This window comes from Candidatus Omnitrophota bacterium (assembly GCA_030688425.1).
Classification (GTDB): domain Bacteria; phylum Omnitrophota; class Gorgyraeia; order Zapsychrales; family JANLHA01; genus JAUYIB01.
Genome location: JAUYIB010000031.1, coordinates 70,852 through 86,733, shown reverse-complemented (window position 1 = coordinate 86,733; position 15,882 = coordinate 70,852). Strand labels below are relative to the sequence as shown.

At 55.3% G+C, this 15,882-nt stretch carries 12 protein-coding genes; all 12 read left to right on the top strand.

Going from position 1 to position 15,882, the window contains the following annotated elements; all coding sequences use genetic code 11:
* The first annotated feature begins 4 nt into the window (after positions 1-4).
* The 12 genes from Q8Q08_12245 to rfaD all read left to right on the top strand — a co-directional run bounded on the left by Q8Q08_12245 (position 5) and on the right by rfaD (position 15,867).
* Positions 5-754 carry a class I SAM-dependent methyltransferase gene (locus tag Q8Q08_12245; protein MDP2654781.1) on the top strand — a complete coding sequence of 250 codons (750 nt, stop codon included), beginning with the start codon at positions 5-7 and terminating at the stop codon, positions 752-754.
* Complete coding sequence (locus Q8Q08_12240; GenBank protein ID MDP2654780.1) at positions 751-1,707, top strand: DegT/DnrJ/EryC1/StrS family aminotransferase; 957 nt, start codon at positions 751-753, stop codon at positions 1,705-1,707. Before Q8Q08_12245 ends, Q8Q08_12240 begins: the two co-directional genes overlap by 4 nt.
* Positions 1,707-4,025 carry a fused MFS/spermidine synthase gene (locus tag Q8Q08_12235; GenBank protein ID MDP2654779.1) on the top strand — a complete coding sequence of 773 codons (2,319 nt, stop codon included), beginning with the start codon at positions 1,707-1,709 and terminating at the stop codon, positions 4,023-4,025. The genes Q8Q08_12240 and Q8Q08_12235 overlap by 1 nt, the downstream gene beginning before the upstream one ends.
* An 83-nt stretch (positions 4,026-4,108) precedes the next feature.
* Positions 4,109-5,137 (top strand): FAD:protein FMN transferase, encoded by a 1,029-nt coding sequence (locus Q8Q08_12230; GenBank protein MDP2654778.1) that lies wholly within the window; start codon positions 4,109-4,111, stop codon positions 5,135-5,137.
* An 88-nt stretch (positions 5,138-5,225) separates the two neighbouring features.
* Positions 5,226-6,041 (top strand): thymidylate synthase, encoded by an 816-nt coding sequence (locus tag Q8Q08_12225; protein MDP2654777.1) that lies wholly within the window; start codon positions 5,226-5,228, stop codon positions 6,039-6,041.
* Between the two features lie 165 nt (positions 6,042-6,206).
* Positions 6,207-6,761 carry a dihydrofolate reductase gene (locus tag Q8Q08_12220; GenBank protein MDP2654776.1) on the top strand — a complete coding sequence of 185 codons (555 nt, stop codon included), beginning with the start codon at positions 6,207-6,209 and terminating at the stop codon, positions 6,759-6,761.
* Between the two features lie 115 nt (positions 6,762-6,876).
* Entirely contained in the window at positions 6,877-8,049 is a 1,173-nt protein-coding gene (locus Q8Q08_12215) for an EAL domain-containing protein (GenBank protein MDP2654775.1), read from the top strand.
* Positions 8,050-8,328: 279 nt separating this feature from the next.
* Complete coding sequence (glgB, locus tag Q8Q08_12210) at positions 8,329-10,242, top strand: 1,4-alpha-glucan branching protein GlgB (protein ID MDP2654774.1); 1,914 nt, start codon at positions 8,329-8,331, stop codon at positions 10,240-10,242.
* A gap of 57 nt (positions 10,243-10,299) precedes the next feature.
* Entirely contained in the window at positions 10,300-12,747 is a 2,448-nt protein-coding gene (locus tag Q8Q08_12205; GenBank protein MDP2654773.1) for a DUF3536 domain-containing protein, read from the top strand.
* Entirely contained in the window at positions 12,744-14,243 is a 1,500-nt protein-coding gene (malQ, locus tag Q8Q08_12200) for a 4-alpha-glucanotransferase (protein ID MDP2654772.1), read from the top strand. The genes Q8Q08_12205 and malQ overlap by 4 nt, the downstream gene beginning before the upstream one ends.
* Positions 14,244-14,323: 80 nt before the next feature.
* Complete coding sequence (locus Q8Q08_12195) at positions 14,324-14,881, top strand: hypothetical protein (protein ID MDP2654771.1); 558 nt, start codon at positions 14,324-14,326, stop codon at positions 14,879-14,881.
* A gap of 17 nt (positions 14,882-14,898) precedes the next feature.
* Positions 14,899-15,867, top strand: a complete 969-nt coding sequence (rfaD, locus tag Q8Q08_12190; GenBank protein ID MDP2654770.1) for an ADP-glyceromanno-heptose 6-epimerase — start codon at positions 14,899-14,901, stop codon at positions 15,865-15,867.
* The last annotated feature ends 15 nt before the right edge of the window (positions 15,868-15,882 follow it).

Here is a 15,882-nt window from a genome sequence, read left to right as displayed (position 1 = left end):
TACGATGAGCCGATCAAAAATATCTTTAAAGGCCGATAAAACCTCCTCCTGGGGCGAGTGGTTTGACCGTTGCGCCCGGCATTACAAAGATCCCCGCATGAAGATGGCGTATTACCAGGACGGCAAAGCCCTGCCGATGCGGATCATGACGAACATTTATGAGGACGTCTGGCAAAAGATCCGGGCGCGGAAACGGGATGTCTTGCTTGATGTCGGCGGCGGCGCAGGATTGTGCTCAAGGCTTTTTCAGCGCCGGGTCAAGAAAATCGTGGCCACGGACATTGCGGTCGGGATGCTGAAGGACGCAGTGCGTTTGAACCCCCGGGGAACTTTTCTCGCCTGCGAGGCCTCGGCCCTGCCGTTCGACTCCGGCAGGTTCGACCGGGTCGTCTGTTACAGCGTTTTTCATTATCTGACCGATTTGACGCATGTGCGCAAGGTTTTAAGCGAATTCATGCGGGTGCTCAAAAAAGACGGCCTGGTTTTTGTCGGGGATGTCCTGTATCCTCCGGCCCGGCCCGCGTCCCCAAAAAGAGGATATGCCGCCCGCCAGCAGACGCCGCTTCCCAATAAAACCTGGTGGCCAGCGGCGCTGTCCCATGACCTTAAAAAATTGAAAATCGCTCCGGCGTTTTTCCTGGAGTATTGCCGCAGGCGCGGGTACCACTGCCGCATCCTGAGACAGGATATCCATGAGAAGGAGACCGCCTCTGAGCGGTACGACGTGCTGATAACCTACGGAGATGTCCGATGAGCCGAGCGTTGCCGGAACAGTCCTTCCGGCTGTTGCCGCACATGGTGCCGCATGTGAGGATTTCGCCTTTTCTGCCGGACCGTTGGGAGGATTACGCCTCCTTGGCCCTGAAGGCCGGGCAGGGAGGCCGGGCTCTGGCCCCGGACCGCTGGCTGAACGATGCTGGTTCCCTGGAATTTTTTGATAGCGGGCGTTCGGCGATTTGGGCATGCCTGGTCAATGAAGGCCTGAGGCCTGACGACGAGGTCCTGATTGTCAAAACCTTCCCGGGTCCGTATATCAGCAGCTGCGTCACCAATACCATCCGCCGGGTTTGCCGCTGGTCTCAGAAATTTTCGTCCAGGACCCGTCTGATCCTGGTCATTCACGAGTTCGGATTTCCCTGCCCGGAAAAATATTACGCGGGATATCAGAAGAAGGGGATCCCCATTGTTGAGGATTGCGCCTATGGTGTGGGGACGCGTTTTTCCAGCGGGGGTGTGGGCCGGCGCGGGGATTATGCGTTGTATAGCCTGACAAAATTTTTTCCTGTCCCTTTCGGCGGACTGCTGGCCAGCAGGAAAAGGCTTCCGTTGAGCCGGATCAGGCCGTGCGGGCATTTTGCCGGCAAGCGTTTCATGGCCGGGTTCATCGACGCCGCATCCCGGGATTTAAAATCGTGGAGCGAACGGCGGCGGGCCCATTGGATGTTTTTCGCCCGCAGATTAAAAACCGCGGGATTACGTCCCTACGCGGTTCTGCGGCCAGGGGTCGTTCCCGGCGTTTTTTTGGCGGCGGTGCCGAAAGGATTCCCGGGGGCGGCCTGCAAGGCCCGGCTTGTGGAGGCAGGCGTGGAAGCCACGGAATATTACGGCCAGGGGGGATTTTATTTTCCTGTTCATCAGTTCCTTTCAGGGTATGAGAAAGAATACATTCTCGCACAACTTTTTGAAGCATTGCATAAGAGGCGTTGATGCCCCAGAAGCAAAGAAAATCTGATCCCATGATCGCGATTCTATCGCTGATCTTTTTTCTCTCCGGACTCTCGGCGCTGATTTATCAGGTCGTCTGGCAAAGATTCCTGACGCTGTATTACGGCGTGGGGTCTGTTTCGATTGTTTTGATTGTGGGCATTTACATGTTCGGCCTGGGAGTGGGAGCGCTGATAGGAGGGAGAATCGCCGACCGGTTTCCCCGTCTCATCATCTTGTATTGCCTGATTGAGTTCCTGATCGGCCTGTTCGGGGCTGTGAGCCTGCCGTTGCTCGACGTGATCGGGCGAAAGACCGCTGGCTGCGATTACACGGTGGCCGTTTTTTACATTTTTCTGTTTTTGTCCCTGCCAACCCTGTTAATGGGGACCACCCTCCCGATCCTGACGAAAATTTTTAACCACAGGGTCAAAAATTTCCTGGAGACCGTCAGTTTCCTCTACTTCATCAATACCCTGGGAGCTGCGCTGGGAACAATTTTTGCCACCTATATTTTGATCTCACTTTGGGGACTGGACAAGGCCGTTTACTGCGCGGCCGCCGTCAATTTCGTGTTGGCTGCCCTGATTTTTTATGTCAATACTTTGAGGGCGCGTGAAGGGGAGCGGGATTCCGCAGGCCCCCAGGAGCCGTTGACGGGGTCCCCGTTGTCTCCCATGCTGGCTTACGTGCTGGTGTTTGTGACGGGGTTTTTGGCCATCGGGTATGAAGTGCTCTGGTTTCGCGTGATTGAAATCCTGGTCAAGGCCTCGCCGTATGCCTTTTCAAGCGTCTTGTCCGTTTATCTCCTGGGCATTGCGGCCGGCAGTCTCTGGATCCGCCGGTTCATGGCCCGCAAGAGACTGGAGGACCCCCGCAGCCTGTTTTTTTTCTTTCAACTCATGATCGGCGTGAGCGTGGCGGTGATTTTCATCGCCTACTACCATTTGACGAAAAAAACTTCTTTCGGGGCGTTGACATTTTTATCTTTTAATCATGAGCTGCACCCGAACCCTTTTTTGTTCCTGCTGCCCCCGGCCCCGTTTCCCGCTCAATTGCTTCGAATCTTTCTGGTATTTGACGTTTTTATCTGGCCGCTGTTTTTCGTCTTTGTCCCGACATTTTTTATGGGGGCGAGCTTCCCGCTGGTTTCCTACCTGACCCTGGCCAACCGGCGGGAGGAGGGAAAGACCATCGGAACGATCTATTTTTTTACGGTGCTCGGCAATATCATGGGCAGTCTTGTGACCGGCTTTCTCCTGCTCACGTATTGCGGCACGGAGATCACGGTGCTGGCCTTTTCCACGGTGGGAATTCTTTTGGGGATGTTCGTTGTCCGACTTGGGCGGTGGAAGGTCAACATGGCCGCGAAAGTGATTTTTCTTTCCGCTCTCCTGGCGTTGAACGTGATGTGGGCCCCCGGGAAGGGGGCGTTGTATCGTATGATTCATTGGCCGTCCAGCCCGATCCAGGTTGTCGACGTCTATTTTGAGGAAGGCCTGGAAGGGACGGATTTTATCTATACGTCTCCGGGCGGCGGCATGACGAATTTTATCAACGGCCTCGCGCACGGCGGCCGGCCCGGGCATCATTTTTTTCATAAGACCCTGGAGGCGGTCAGTTTCGCCCCCCGGGCCGAGCATGTCTGCGTCATCGGGCTGGGAACCGCCTCGACCGTGGAAGCCCTGATCAAGCTGGACGAGGTCAAGAGCGTCACGGTCCTTGAGATTAATAAGACCCTTGTGAAAAATCTTGAAAAGATCCCGGAGATCCGAGCCATCATGAGCGACCCGCGGGTCCGTCTCGTCGTTGACGACGGCCGGCGTTTCCTTTTGCGGGACAAGACGAAATATGATCTGATTCTGATGGACCCGTTGCGCGCCACGACCGCGTACAGCAACAACCTCTATTCGCGTCAGTTTTTCCGTCTCGCGCAAGACCGTCTGACGGAGGGCGGCATTCTGATGATCTGGATCGATGAGCACACGGTGACGCCGATGACCGCCATGTCGGTCTTCAGCCATTATCGGCTTTACAAGAGCTTTGTCTTGTTTTCAGACCAGGTGATGGTTCTCAATGACCGCCGTTTTCTTAAGTTTCTCGGTCAGTTTACCCCCGAGGAGAGGGAAGCGATCCGGGCCACGGTGTATCAGGGGCGGGCGCACAATGACGGCCGTTTCATCGGGGCAGGACAGGGGATTCTCCGGACAAAGGGCCCATTGATCAACCAGGATTGGCGCCCCATCGCGGAGTATTATCTTGGACATTATTGGAAACGGATCTGGACTTCCGGTCCGATCAAGCTCACTCCTCAAGAGTAGCCGCGTGCGTCCCGGCCCGGCAGGATTCTGCGGCCGGATTTTTTTATAATGTTTAACCTTTGTCTTATGGGCGGATTTTCCTGATGGTGAAGAATCTTTCAGCGATTGTTTTCCTTCTTGTTTTTTTCTGCGTGGGCTGCGGAGGTCCTGCCGGCGAAAAGACGCTGGCGAAGTACCGGGAGAAGAAGCTCCTGATGGGCACGTACATCCAGGTGGATGTTTGTTATGAGGTCAGTCAGGAACCCGCGTTGGCAAAGAGTTATGCGAGGGTTTGGGCCTTGATGGAACATGTCAATGCGGACATGAACGTTTACAATGACAAAAGCGATGTGGCCCGGGTCAACCGGTCTTTCCGGGATCCGGTGCCGGTCGGAGCCGACACCTATGGCGTCATCGAATCATCGTTGAAATTCAACCTTTTGACCGGCGGGGCGTTTGACATCACCGTCCGGCCGCTGATCGTTCTTTGGAAAAAGGCCGCCGACAACCAGCGCCTGCCGTCCGCGGATGAGATCGCCGGGGCCCGGCGGGCGATCGGCCCGGCTCAAATCCGTTTGGGACCGGATCATCGGGTGGAGCTGTTGCATCCGCAGTCCAGCATTGATCTCGGAGGAATCGCCGCAGGGTACGCGATCGACGAGGCCGCAAAGATCCTTCGCGAAGAGGGGTTTCAAAGTTTTTACATTGACATCGGCGGAGACATTTACGCAGGCGGCCGTAACTGTGAGGGCCGTCCCTGGCGGATCGGCATCCGAGACCCCCGGTTTCCCTCCCGGTTCGCCGGTATTGTGGAAATTGAGAATGCGGCGATCACGACATCAGGCAACTATGAAAAATATTATGAGGTTAACGGCCAGCGCTGGTCGCACATCATCAACCCCGTCACCGGGTTCCCTCAGAAGGGCGTGGTCAGCTCGACGGTGATCGCTCCCACGGCCCTGGAAAATGACGCCTTGTCCACGGCGCTCTGTGTTTTGCCGCCACGGGAAGGGCTGGATTTGATCAAATCGCTGGGAGACCGGTATGCCTGCCTCATTTTTGCCATGCCGGGTGACGCGCTCCAGACTTATCAGAGTGACAGCTTCCCTGTTTTTCGGGCGAGGGAGAAATGATCCGCGGGAATTTGGCGCGGGTCGGGAAAGGGAGTTTTTGGTATAATGTTTCGGTTTAACGCGTAAGTCATTTTATTGAGGACACCGTATGAAGCCATATCTTGATCTTGTGCGGCATATTTTGGACCACGGGGAACGAAAAGAGGACAGGACCGGGACAGGCACGATCTCGGTTTTCGGGTATCAGTCCAGATATGACTTGCAGCATGGGTTTCCGATCCTGACAACGAAAAAGATCCTTTTCCCGGCGGTTGTCCGGGAGCTGCTGTGGTTTTTGAGGGGTTCCACCAATATCAACGACGGCCTGGCGCAGCACACCCCCATCTGGAACGCCTGGGCCGATCCCAGGGGCGAATTGGGGCCGGTTTACGGTTATCAGTGGCGGCGATGGGAGAGGTTTGTCAAAGATGAGGGAGCGGATTTTTATCGCAAGACCCACATAGACCAGATCACAGACGTGATCAAGATGATCAAATCCAACCCCAATTCCCGGCGCCTTATTGTGAGCGCCTGGAACGTCGCTGACATTGAGCGCATGGCCCTGCCGCCGTGCCATCTCCTTTTTCAATTTTATGTTGTGAGCGGCCGGCTGGACTGCCAGCTTTACCAGCGCTCGGCGGATGTGGCCCTTGGCGTGCCGTTTAACATTTCCAGTTATGCCCTCCTGTTGAGCATGGTGGCCCAGGAATGTGGTTTGACGCCGGGGGTTTTTGTCCATACGCTCGGGGACGCGCACATTTACCTCAATCATGTCGATGGGTTGCGGGTTCAGCTGGAGAGAGCCGTCAAGCCCCTGCCGCAGCTGAAGATGGTTTCCCGGCCGGTGCTGGAGATGGCCTTTGAGGACATCGAGTTGCTGAATTATCAGCACCATGATTTCATTAAATTTCCGATTGCGGTTTAATTAATGAGCGCTTGGTTTGCGGAGCCGTAGGCGACATAAACCAACTGAGCGAACCCGTTCGACTTCGCTCAGGGTGGTTTGGCCAGAGGGCCAAACCACCGTAGGCCCCGAAGCCTTGATTTGCGAAGCAAATTATGAAGGGTTAGTTTACGGGAGATTTTATCCATGCCGCTCGTCCCCATCCGCCCATTTTCCATTATTGTTGCCGTCGACAGCAATTTTGGCATCGGAAAACAGGGGGGGCTCCCCTGGAAACTGCCCGGAGATATGCAGCATTTCAAGGCTGTAACGACCAACGTGCGGTCCCCCGGCAAAAAAAACGCTGTGGTGATGGGACGCAAGACTTGGGAGTCCATCCCGGTCTCCTTTCGTCCTTTGCCGGGCCGCTTGAACGTTGTTCTATCGCGGCATCCGGCTTTCTTGTCCTTGCCGGATGAGGTTTTGAAGGCCGAGAGCCTTGGGTCCGCCCTTGCGGCCTTGTCCCAGGGGCCTACCTCATCGGTCATTGAGCAGATTTTTGTCATCGGAGGCGCCGAAGTGTTTGATGAAGCCCTCCGCCATCCGGCGTGCCAAAAAATTTTTCTTACCAAAATTGCCCAATCCTTCCAGTGCGACCGTTTCTTCCCGGGAGATTTGACAGGTTTCCGGAAAACAGGGGAAACCCGCCCCGAGGCCAGCCAGCCCATCCGGTGCCATTTCGAGGAATACCAGAGGGAATAACCCGATCCTGCCTTGGGAAGCATTCCCTTGCCTTTTCCGCTAAGAATAGACTATAATATAAATAGATTACTCCTGCCGAAAGGAGGCGATTCGCGGTTCCTGCACTTTGAAAAGTATGATCGACCGAGTCACTAATAAGAAACACATTCTATTAGTTGATGACGAGAAGCCATTGACCCAGATGTTGGCCATGCTCCTTGAAACGCGGGGCTATGATGTCGATGTCGCCAACAGCGGTCGGGAAGCCCTCCAAAAAGTCTCGCCCCATCTTGACCTCATTATTTTAGATTTGATTCTTCAGGATTTTAACGGTTTTGAAATCTGCCGCCGTTTGAAGGAAGACGAATGGACCAACCACATTCCCATTATCATTTTAAGCGCCCATTCCTTGCACGCGGACAAGGTCGAGGGGCTGTATCTCGGCGCGGATGACTTCTTAGCCAAGCCGTGCGAGTATGAGGAGCTTTTCGCCCGGATGGAGGCGGTCATGCGCCGGGGCAACGGCAAGGCCCCGACCAATGAGCAACGTCAGCAGGACAGCATCATCCTGGAATTGCGAAAGATCCTGGATGAAGCCCTGGTCACGCCGTATTTTCAACCCATTTATGTTTTTGACCCTCTGCGTCTCCTGGGGGTCGAGTTGTTGACCCGGCCGCGAACCACCGGGTTGCTGGCGAGTCCGGAAACCTTTTTCAAGCAGGCTGTCAGATTTGGGATGTATCCTGAATTGGAGCTGTTGTCATGGTCGAAAGCCCTCCCGTTGGTCGGCCCCTTCCTCAAAACCGAAAAAATTTTCTTAAACTGCAATCCCTATTTTATTGAATCGATCGATTTTGAACGCGTGCTGAAGATTTTTGAGAGCAACCATATCCCGCCTAAGAATGTGGTCCTGGAGATCACCGAACGGTCCGCCATTGCCGATTTCGATCTGTTTTACCAGAAACTTCAGATCTACCGGAAGCACGGGTTCAGCTTTGCGGTCGATGATGTCGGCGGCGGATACGCCAGCTTGGAATCCATCGCCGAGACCCGCCCGGAAGTGATCAAAATTGACCGGAATATCACCCGGAACCTCAGCCATGATCCCTATAAGAGGAGCATCATCAAATTTGTCGTCTCTTTCTGTAAGGAAAACGGGATCATCCCTGTCGCCGAAGGCATCGAGAACAAGGATGACCTCCAGCTTGTCCGCGACCTGGGCGTGACTGGGGGACAGGGATATTATCTTTTCAGGCCGACTGTGGAAGTCGATTTCCAGGCATTCTGGACGAAAATCCCCCCGATGTAGTTCAAGAGAGGTCTCCCTCCCAATTTTTGATCATTCATGAGCGCATATTTTTGCCGGGAACATTGATCGTCCGCCGGGCAAATGGGAAACTCTATGAGCGCCATCCATTTAAGAAGATTTTTCTTGTATTTTTATGCGTGTATCGTTTATAATAGGGAAAATTTTTCAGAGACGTAACTTCTTGATTTTTAAAGTCGTTGCGTAAATCGATTTCCAGCCAAGGTTAACGGCATGCGTAAAAGTGTTCAAGATCGGCGACCACCCCAATCCTCCGAAATCATGCACCCTGTCTACCACGATGTAAGCCTTTTCTCGGACCACGATATCCACCTTTTCAAAGAGGGGACGCATTATCAGCTCTATAACAAACTCGGGGCTCACGAGATGAGCCGGGGGGAGCTTCGTGGGACTTACTTCGCGGTCTGGGCCCCGAATGCGAACAGAGTGTCTGTTATTGGCAATTTTAACGGGTGGAACAAGGAATCGCACCAATTGGCCGCTCGGTGGGACGGCTCCGGAATATGGGAAGGGTTTGTCCCGGGAATCCACAGGGGGGAAATTTACAAATATTACGTGTCCTCCCAGTTCAACGGCTATGCCGCTGACAAAATGGATCCGTATGGTTTTTATTGCGAGACGCCGCCCAAAACGGCATCGATCGTTTGGGACCTGGAATATCAGTGGAAAGACAACGATTGGATGCGCAACCGCCATTGGAGGAATTCCCTGAATGCTCCCATCGCGATTTATGAAGTCCATCTGGGGTCCTGGCGCCGCATGATCGAAGAGGACCGGCGGTCCTTGACCTACCGCGAGCACGCGAATTATCTTGTGGATTATGTCAAGAAGATGGGATACACCCATGTGGAACTGACCCCCATCATGGAGCACCCGTTTTACGGTTCCTGGGGGTACCAAACCCTCGGGTATTTTTCTCCGACCAACCGCTATGGTTCGCCGCAGGATTTGATGTACCTGGTGGACTCTTTCCACCAGAACGGGATCGGCGTCATCCTGGACTGGGTTCCGTCCCATTTTCCCTCTGATGAGCACGGTCTGGCGTATTTTGACGGCACCGCCCTCTATGAGCATTCCGATCCGCAAAAAGGGTTTCATCCGGATTGGAAAAGCTACATTTTTAATGCCGGCCGCAATGAAGTGAAAGAATTTTTAATTTCCAGCGCCTTGTTCTGGCTGGAGAAATACCATGTGGACGGCCTGCGGGTGGATGCGGTGGCTTCCATGCTTTATCTTGATTATTCCCGCAAGGACGGCGAATGGTGCCCGAACGTTTTCGGCGGCCGGGAACACCTTGAAAACATCTCCTTCCTGAAATGCATGAATGAAGTGGTTTACGCCAACTATCCGGACGTGCAGATGTACGCCGAGGAGTCAACCGCCTGGACCGGCGTGTCCCGTCCGACGTTCTCCGGGGGGCTTGGTTTCGGTATGAAGTGGAACATGGGCTGGATGCATGATACCCTGGAATATTTTTGCAAGGACCCCGTTTACCGCAAACACCACCACGGCGAACTGACCTTCAGCATGCTTTACGCCTACACGGAGAATTTCGTGCTGTCGCTGTCCCATGATGAAGTTGTCCACGGCAAGGGGTCGCTCCTGAGCAAAATGCCCTGTGATGACTGGCAGAAATTCGCCAATCACCGGCTTTTGTTAAGCTACATGTACGCCCATCCCGGAAAGAAGCTGCTTTTTATGGGCGGCGAATTCGGGCAGAGGGCGGAATGGAACCATGAGCACAGCCTTGAGTGGCATCTCCTGCAATACGCGCCCCATCAGGGTTTGCAGATGCTGGCCAAGGACCTTAATGCTTTTTACCGCCGGGAGCCGGCGCTGTATGAGCATGATTTTGACCCGCACGGCTTTGAATGGATCGATATCGCCGATTGGCAGAGATCGTTGCTGAGTTTTATCCGCAAGGGGAACAATCCCCAGGAGACCATCCTTGCGGTCTGCAATTTTACCCCCACGCCCAAGGAAAATTACCGGCTCGGTGTCCCCGAGGCGGGATACTGGCGAGAACTGTTCAACAGTGATGCCAAGGAATACGGCGGCAGCGGCATGGGCAACAAGGGCGGGGTTGGCTCGCAGCCGGTTCCCTATCAAAATCGTCCTCATTCCATCGCCATCACGATCCCTCCGCTGGCGGCCGTTTTTTTCAAAAGATCCTGACGGCTGTCGACCGCGGCCGCGCGTCTTGCGCCCCGGCATCTATTCCAACGACCTTTCATGAAAAAATTCATCTGCATCCACGGGCATTTTTATCAGCCTCCGCGGGAGAATCCCTGGCTCGAGGACATTGAAATTCAAGAGTCGGCGTCTCCCTACGCGAATTGGAACGAGCGCATCAACGAGGAATGTTACGCTCCCAACGCCGCGTCCCGCGTCCTCGGCCCCCACGGCCACATTGTCGACATCGTCAATAATTACGCCAAGATCAGTTTTAATTTCGGCCCCACGCTTTTGTCCTGGATGGAAAAAGCGGACCCCGAGACCTATGCCCTGATCCAGGACTCGGACCGTTTGAGCCGCGGCCGTTTCAGCGGCCACGGTTCGGCCATGGCTCAGTCTTATAACCACATGATCATGCCCTTGGCAAACGCGCGAGACCGCCGCACCCAGGTCCTCTGGGGCGTGAAAGACTTTGAGCACCGCTTCGGCCGTCTTCCCGAAGGGATGTGGATCCCGGAGACCGCGGTTAATATGGAGGTGCTGGATGTCATGGCCGAAGCCGGGATCGCGTTCACGGTTTTGGCCCCGCACCAGGCCCGGAGCGTGCGCAAGATCGGGGAAAAGACCTGGGCGGCGGTGGCCAACGGAAGCGTGGACACACAGTTTCCCTACATTTGCCGTTTGCCGTCGGGGCGACAGATCGCCGTGTTCTTTTACGATGGCCCTGTCTCGCATGACGTGGCATTCAGCGGTCTTTTGCGCAATGGCGAGGCGTTTGCCGGCCGGCTGGCGCAGTCGTTTCCGCCGGAATTCGCCGGGTCGCGTTTGACGCATATTGCGACGGATGGGGAATCCTACGGGCACCACCACCGTTTCGGGAATATGGCTTTGACCTATTGTCTGCATGTCCTGGAGAAGGATGAGCATGTTTCGCTGACGGTTTACGGTGAGTATCTCGCTAAGAACCCGCCGCAATACGAAGTGCAGATTGTGGAAAATTCATCCTGGAGCTGCGCGCACGGAGTTGAGCGCTGGCGGGCGGACTGCGGCTGCCGGATCGCGGCGGGTCCGTTGCATCAGAAATGGCGGGAGCCCTTGCGCAAGTCCCTGGACTGGCTGCGGGACAGTGTCGCGCTCGTGTATGAAGCCCAGTGGAAAACTTATTCCTCCGATCCCTGGCGCGCTCGAGACGAGTACATTGAGGTGATCCTTGACCGTTCCCCGGATCGTGTGTCCCGTTTCCTTTCGCGCCATGCCGGGAGGGACCTGCCGCCGCACGAGCAGACCCATGCCTTGAAGCTTTTGGAAATGCAGCGTAACGCCATGCTCATGTACACCAGCTGCGGATGGTTTTTCGACGAGATTTCGGGGATTGAGTCCACGCAAATTCTCCGGTACGCCGCCCGCGTGATTCATCTGACCCGCGAAGTTTCCGGGCAGGACTTTGAGCCGGGATTCCTCAAGATTCTGAAAACGGCTCCGAGCAACCTGCCGGAGTACGATAACGGCGCCGTTGTGTACGAGCGTTCTCTCCGGTCCTCGGTGGTGGACGCCCAGGATGTGGCCGTGCATTACGGGGTGGCGGCGGTCCGGGACGGTTGTCAGGAGACCCAGAGTTTCGCCTGCTTTGACGTGCGGCGAGAAAAATTTCAGAGTTTTGAAAAGGGGAAAGACCGGCTGCTGATCGGCCTGGCGCACGTTTCCACGAACATCACCAGGGAGCAGGCCCGCGTGGATTTCGTCGTTTTGCATTTGGGGAATTTTGATTTTCTGTTGGCGTCGCGTCCGCACCTGAATGAGGAGGCCTTCGATGAGGCGTGCAGGGCCTTGCGCGAAATGTTTTTGGCGGGGGATCTGGAGGGTCTGCGTGCCCGTATCCCATCGCTGTTCGAGCGTTGCCGTGGTTCGGTCTGGGATCTCTGGAAAAGCGAGCAGCAGAGCGTCCTGGCGTGGATCATCGACGACTCCCTGGAAATCCTGGAAAGCAGTTTGCAGGGGATCTATGACCGCATTCATCCACTCTTGGAGGCCAAGCACAATATCAGTTATCCGGTTCCCAAGGCCTTTGCCATGATCGCGGAATATACCTTGAACCGTGACTTGATCCGTGTTTTGGAAAAAGATCCTCTGGAGCCTCAGGCCCTGGAGAGGATCGTGAAATTGCTCAAGCAGTGGTCGTTCGGCCGCGACCGCGAGACGGTCAGCCTGGCCGCCAGCCACAGGATCGCCCATTTGGCCGAGATGTTTGTGCGTGCGCCGGAAAATGCGGGAATTTTGCTGACAATGCGCGAAATTTTGCGTATATTAAATTCTCTGCCTCTGGTGATGGATCTCTGGAAGGCGCAGAATGTTTATTTTGTGTTTTGCCGCAAGCAGAGGGATCTGATCAACCGGAAACTGCGGCGGGAAACAGACGAAGACCTCCCGTGGGCCGAGGCCTTTGAGGACGTGGGGTACGGCCTGAAGATATGGAACCCGGAAATATTTAAAGGGATGGACATATGAAAAGGGGATGCGGAGTTTTGCTGCATATCACGTCTCTTCCGTCGCGATTCGGCATCGGCGACCTGGGGGACAGCGCCTACCGCTTTGCAGATTTTCTTGAGGAAAACCGGCAGTCGTGCTGGCAGATCCTCCCGCTGGCCTCGACCCACATGGTCTACGGCCATTCACCGTATAGCAGCCCTTCGGCGTTCGCCTGCAATCCCTTGCTGATCTCTCCCGATCTTCTGGTCCGGGACGGCTGGCTGGAAGCCGGTGATGTCCTGGATTGCCCTGCTTTCCCGGCGGGGCGGGTGGATTTTCCTCCGGTCGTCGCGTACAAATCCGTTCTGCTGGAGCGCGCCTATCAGAGGTTCCGGAGCCGGGGAGGCGCCGATAAAGAATTCGAGATTTTTTGTCGAGAGCAGGCCTCTTGGCTTGCTGATTACGCTTTTTTTGAAGTTTTGAAAACGCATTTCAATGGGCGGAGCTGGTTTGAGTGGCCGGAGCCCTTTAAGCGCCGCGACCGCTGGGTCCTGGAAGAGTTCTCGTCCCACTGCCGGGAGGATCTGGACCGCGTTCGTTTCGCGCAGTTCCTGTTTTTCAAGCAATGGGAACAGTTGAAAAGTTATTGCCAGGCCAGAGGGATCAGTCTGATCGGCGACATCCCGATCTATGTCAGCGGCGACAGCGTGGACGTCTGGACCCATCCCGAGATTTTCAAACTGGACCGCAATCTCGAACCGCACGTGATTGCCGGAGTTCCGCCGGATTATTTCAGCGAGACCGGTCAGCGGTGGGGGAATCCGGTGTACAATTGGGATCGTCTCAAGGAGACCGGTTTCGCATGGTGGCTTGACCGGATCCGGCACACCTTGCGGTTTTTCGACGCCATCCGCATCGACCATTTCCGGGGATTGGTGGCGTACTGGGAAATCCCGAGTTCTGAACCGACGGCCGTCAACGGCGAATGGGTGGACGGCCCGGGCGACGATTTTTTTGACGTCCTCCAGTCCGGCTTTCCGGACATGCAGATCATCGCGGAAGATCTGGGCGTGATCACCGATGACGTCAAAGCTGCGATGGAAAAATACGGTTTCCCGGGGATGAAAGTCCTCATGTTCGCCTTCGGCGAGGACGACGAGGACCACCCGTATCTGCCCGAGAATTTCGACCCGAATTGTGTGGCCTATACCGGCACCCACGACAACAACACGATCAGGGGCTGGTGGAGCCAAGACGCCTCCCCCGATGAGAAAGAGAACCTCTTTAAGTATTTCGGTGATGACGTGAGGGAGGGGGATCTGCCGCGGCGGATGATTGACGCCTTGATGGAGTCGGTCGCGGACACGGTGATCATCCCTCTGCAGGATCTTCTGGGAATGGGACGAGAGAGCCGGATGAACATCCCGGGGACAACGCACGGCAATTGGGCCTGGCGCCTCGCGGATGAGAGCGTCCTGCGGTCCCTGACTCCCGACCTCGGCCATCGAACCGTGGCAGCCGGCCGCGCTCCATAATCCTTCCGTGGTGTTTTCCCGGGGTGAAATTCCCGGTGAAATCCTTGAGTCCCCCCTGGCGCTGTGTTAGAATCAGCATAATGCAAAAAATTATAATATTTATCAGTATCTGTATATTCCTGACGGGATGCTCACTGTTCCACAAGGATTCCCAGGGTGTCGTTCCGGCGAAAGCCCAAGTCCGTTTTGTTTCGGACGGCAAGGTCCTTGACGCGGGGCGCCTGCGCAAGGGCGGCCAGCTTTTGGTCGTGCCGTTTTCTCCCGGGCCCGACGTCACTGCGTCCGATGAGGTGGACAAGGTCGCGTTGCGGATCGTGAAAGGGGTTTCCGATGGGTTGCGGCAGGACGGATCCAACATCTTCGTGCTTGGGGATACCGGCGCCGAAACAGCGGATTTTCTCCTTGAAGGCCGTATCATCCGCCAGGAAGAACCAGGCCGGATGAAGAGATGGGTCCTCCGGCGGCGCTGGCGCGCCCTGGCGGTGGAAGCCAAGCTCATAGACCCCAAAACAGGACAAGTCATCGCCCAGGTATCGCACCAGAAATCCGGAAGGGGCGATCAGGCGTCATACGAAAATTTGGGTGAAAAAATCGGCCAGGATGTCGGCCGTTTCCTCGCGGCCCAGCAGGCTTTTTAAGGACAGGAGCAGGGACTGTGATCATTGTGACCGGAGGCGCCGGATTTATCGGCAGCTGCATTGTTTCGCGTTTGAATGCCATGGGGATAGACGACCTGGTCATTGTGGACCATCTCCTGTCCGGTGACATCAAGAAAAAAAATCTGGAACACAAACGTTACCGCCGTTTTCTGGACAAGACCGAGTTTCTCCGGAAAATCCGAAAAGGGATTTTTCAGGAAAAGGCGGATTGTGTGATCCATATGGGGGCCTGCAGTTCCACGACGGGCCAGGACGAAAATTATTACCGCAGCAATAATACCGAGTATTCCTGCCATCTGGCGAATTGGGCGAAGGTGAACGGGAGCCGGTTCATTTACGCGAGTTCCGCCGCCACCTACGGGGAAGGGGAGCAGGGATACAGTGATGCCGATGAATCCACGCGCAAGCTCAGGCCGCTGAATCTGTACGGAGAGTCCAAGCAGCGTTTTGACCTCTGGGTGCTGGAACAAGGATTTGAGAAGGAGATGGTGGGGCTGAAATTTTTTAATGTCTTTGGCCCTAACGAATACCACAAAAGCGATATGCGAAGCGTCGTGGCCAAGGCGTTCCCGAAGGTGGTTGCCGAGGGGCGGATGCAGCTTTTTAAGTCGTACCGGCCTGAATACGGGGACGGGGAGCAAAAGCGGGATTTTATTTACGTTAAGGACGCCGTGGATGTGGTGATGTTTTTTATGGAAAATCGCCAGGCCAACGGGATTTTCAACGTCGGCACCGGCAAGGCCCGAAGCTGGAATGATCTGGCAACGGCCATGTTCGCCGCGGCGGACAAGCCGCTTTGCGTCGATTATATCGACATGCCGGAACACTTGCGGGCGCGGTATCAGTATTTCACCCAGGCCGAGATGGACAAGCTTCGGAAGGCGGGATACGCAAAAGAATTCACCCCGCTGGAATCGGCTGTGGCAGATTACGCGGGCTATCTGCAAAAAGGGGCATACCTTTGACAATTTGGGAAAATA

Coding starts and splice junctions, on each gene's coding strand:
- Q8Q08_12245 (MDP2654781.1), top strand. CDS start 5: ATGAGCCGATCAAAAATATCTTTAAAGGCCGATAAAACCTCCTCCTGG.
- Q8Q08_12240 (MDP2654780.1), top strand. CDS start 751: ATGAGCCGAGCGTTGCCGGAACAGTCCTTCCGGCTGTTGCCGCACATG.
- Q8Q08_12235 (MDP2654779.1), top strand. CDS start 1,707: ATGCCCCAGAAGCAAAGAAAATCTGATCCCATGATCGCGATTCTATCG.
- Q8Q08_12230 (MDP2654778.1), top strand. CDS start 4,109: ATGGTGAAGAATCTTTCAGCGATTGTTTTCCTTCTTGTTTTTTTCTGC.
- Q8Q08_12225 (MDP2654777.1), top strand. CDS start 5,226: ATGAAGCCATATCTTGATCTTGTGCGGCATATTTTGGACCACGGGGAA.
- Q8Q08_12220 (MDP2654776.1), top strand. CDS start 6,207: ATGCCGCTCGTCCCCATCCGCCCATTTTCCATTATTGTTGCCGTCGAC.
- Q8Q08_12215 (MDP2654775.1), top strand. CDS start 6,877: ATGATCGACCGAGTCACTAATAAGAAACACATTCTATTAGTTGATGAC.
- glgB (MDP2654774.1), top strand. CDS start 8,329: ATGCACCCTGTCTACCACGATGTAAGCCTTTTCTCGGACCACGATATC.
- Q8Q08_12205 (MDP2654773.1), top strand. CDS start 10,300: ATGAAAAAATTCATCTGCATCCACGGGCATTTTTATCAGCCTCCGCGG.
- malQ (MDP2654772.1), top strand. CDS start 12,744: ATGAAAAGGGGATGCGGAGTTTTGCTGCATATCACGTCTCTTCCGTCG.
- Q8Q08_12195 (MDP2654771.1), top strand. CDS start 14,324: ATGCAAAAAATTATAATATTTATCAGTATCTGTATATTCCTGACGGGA.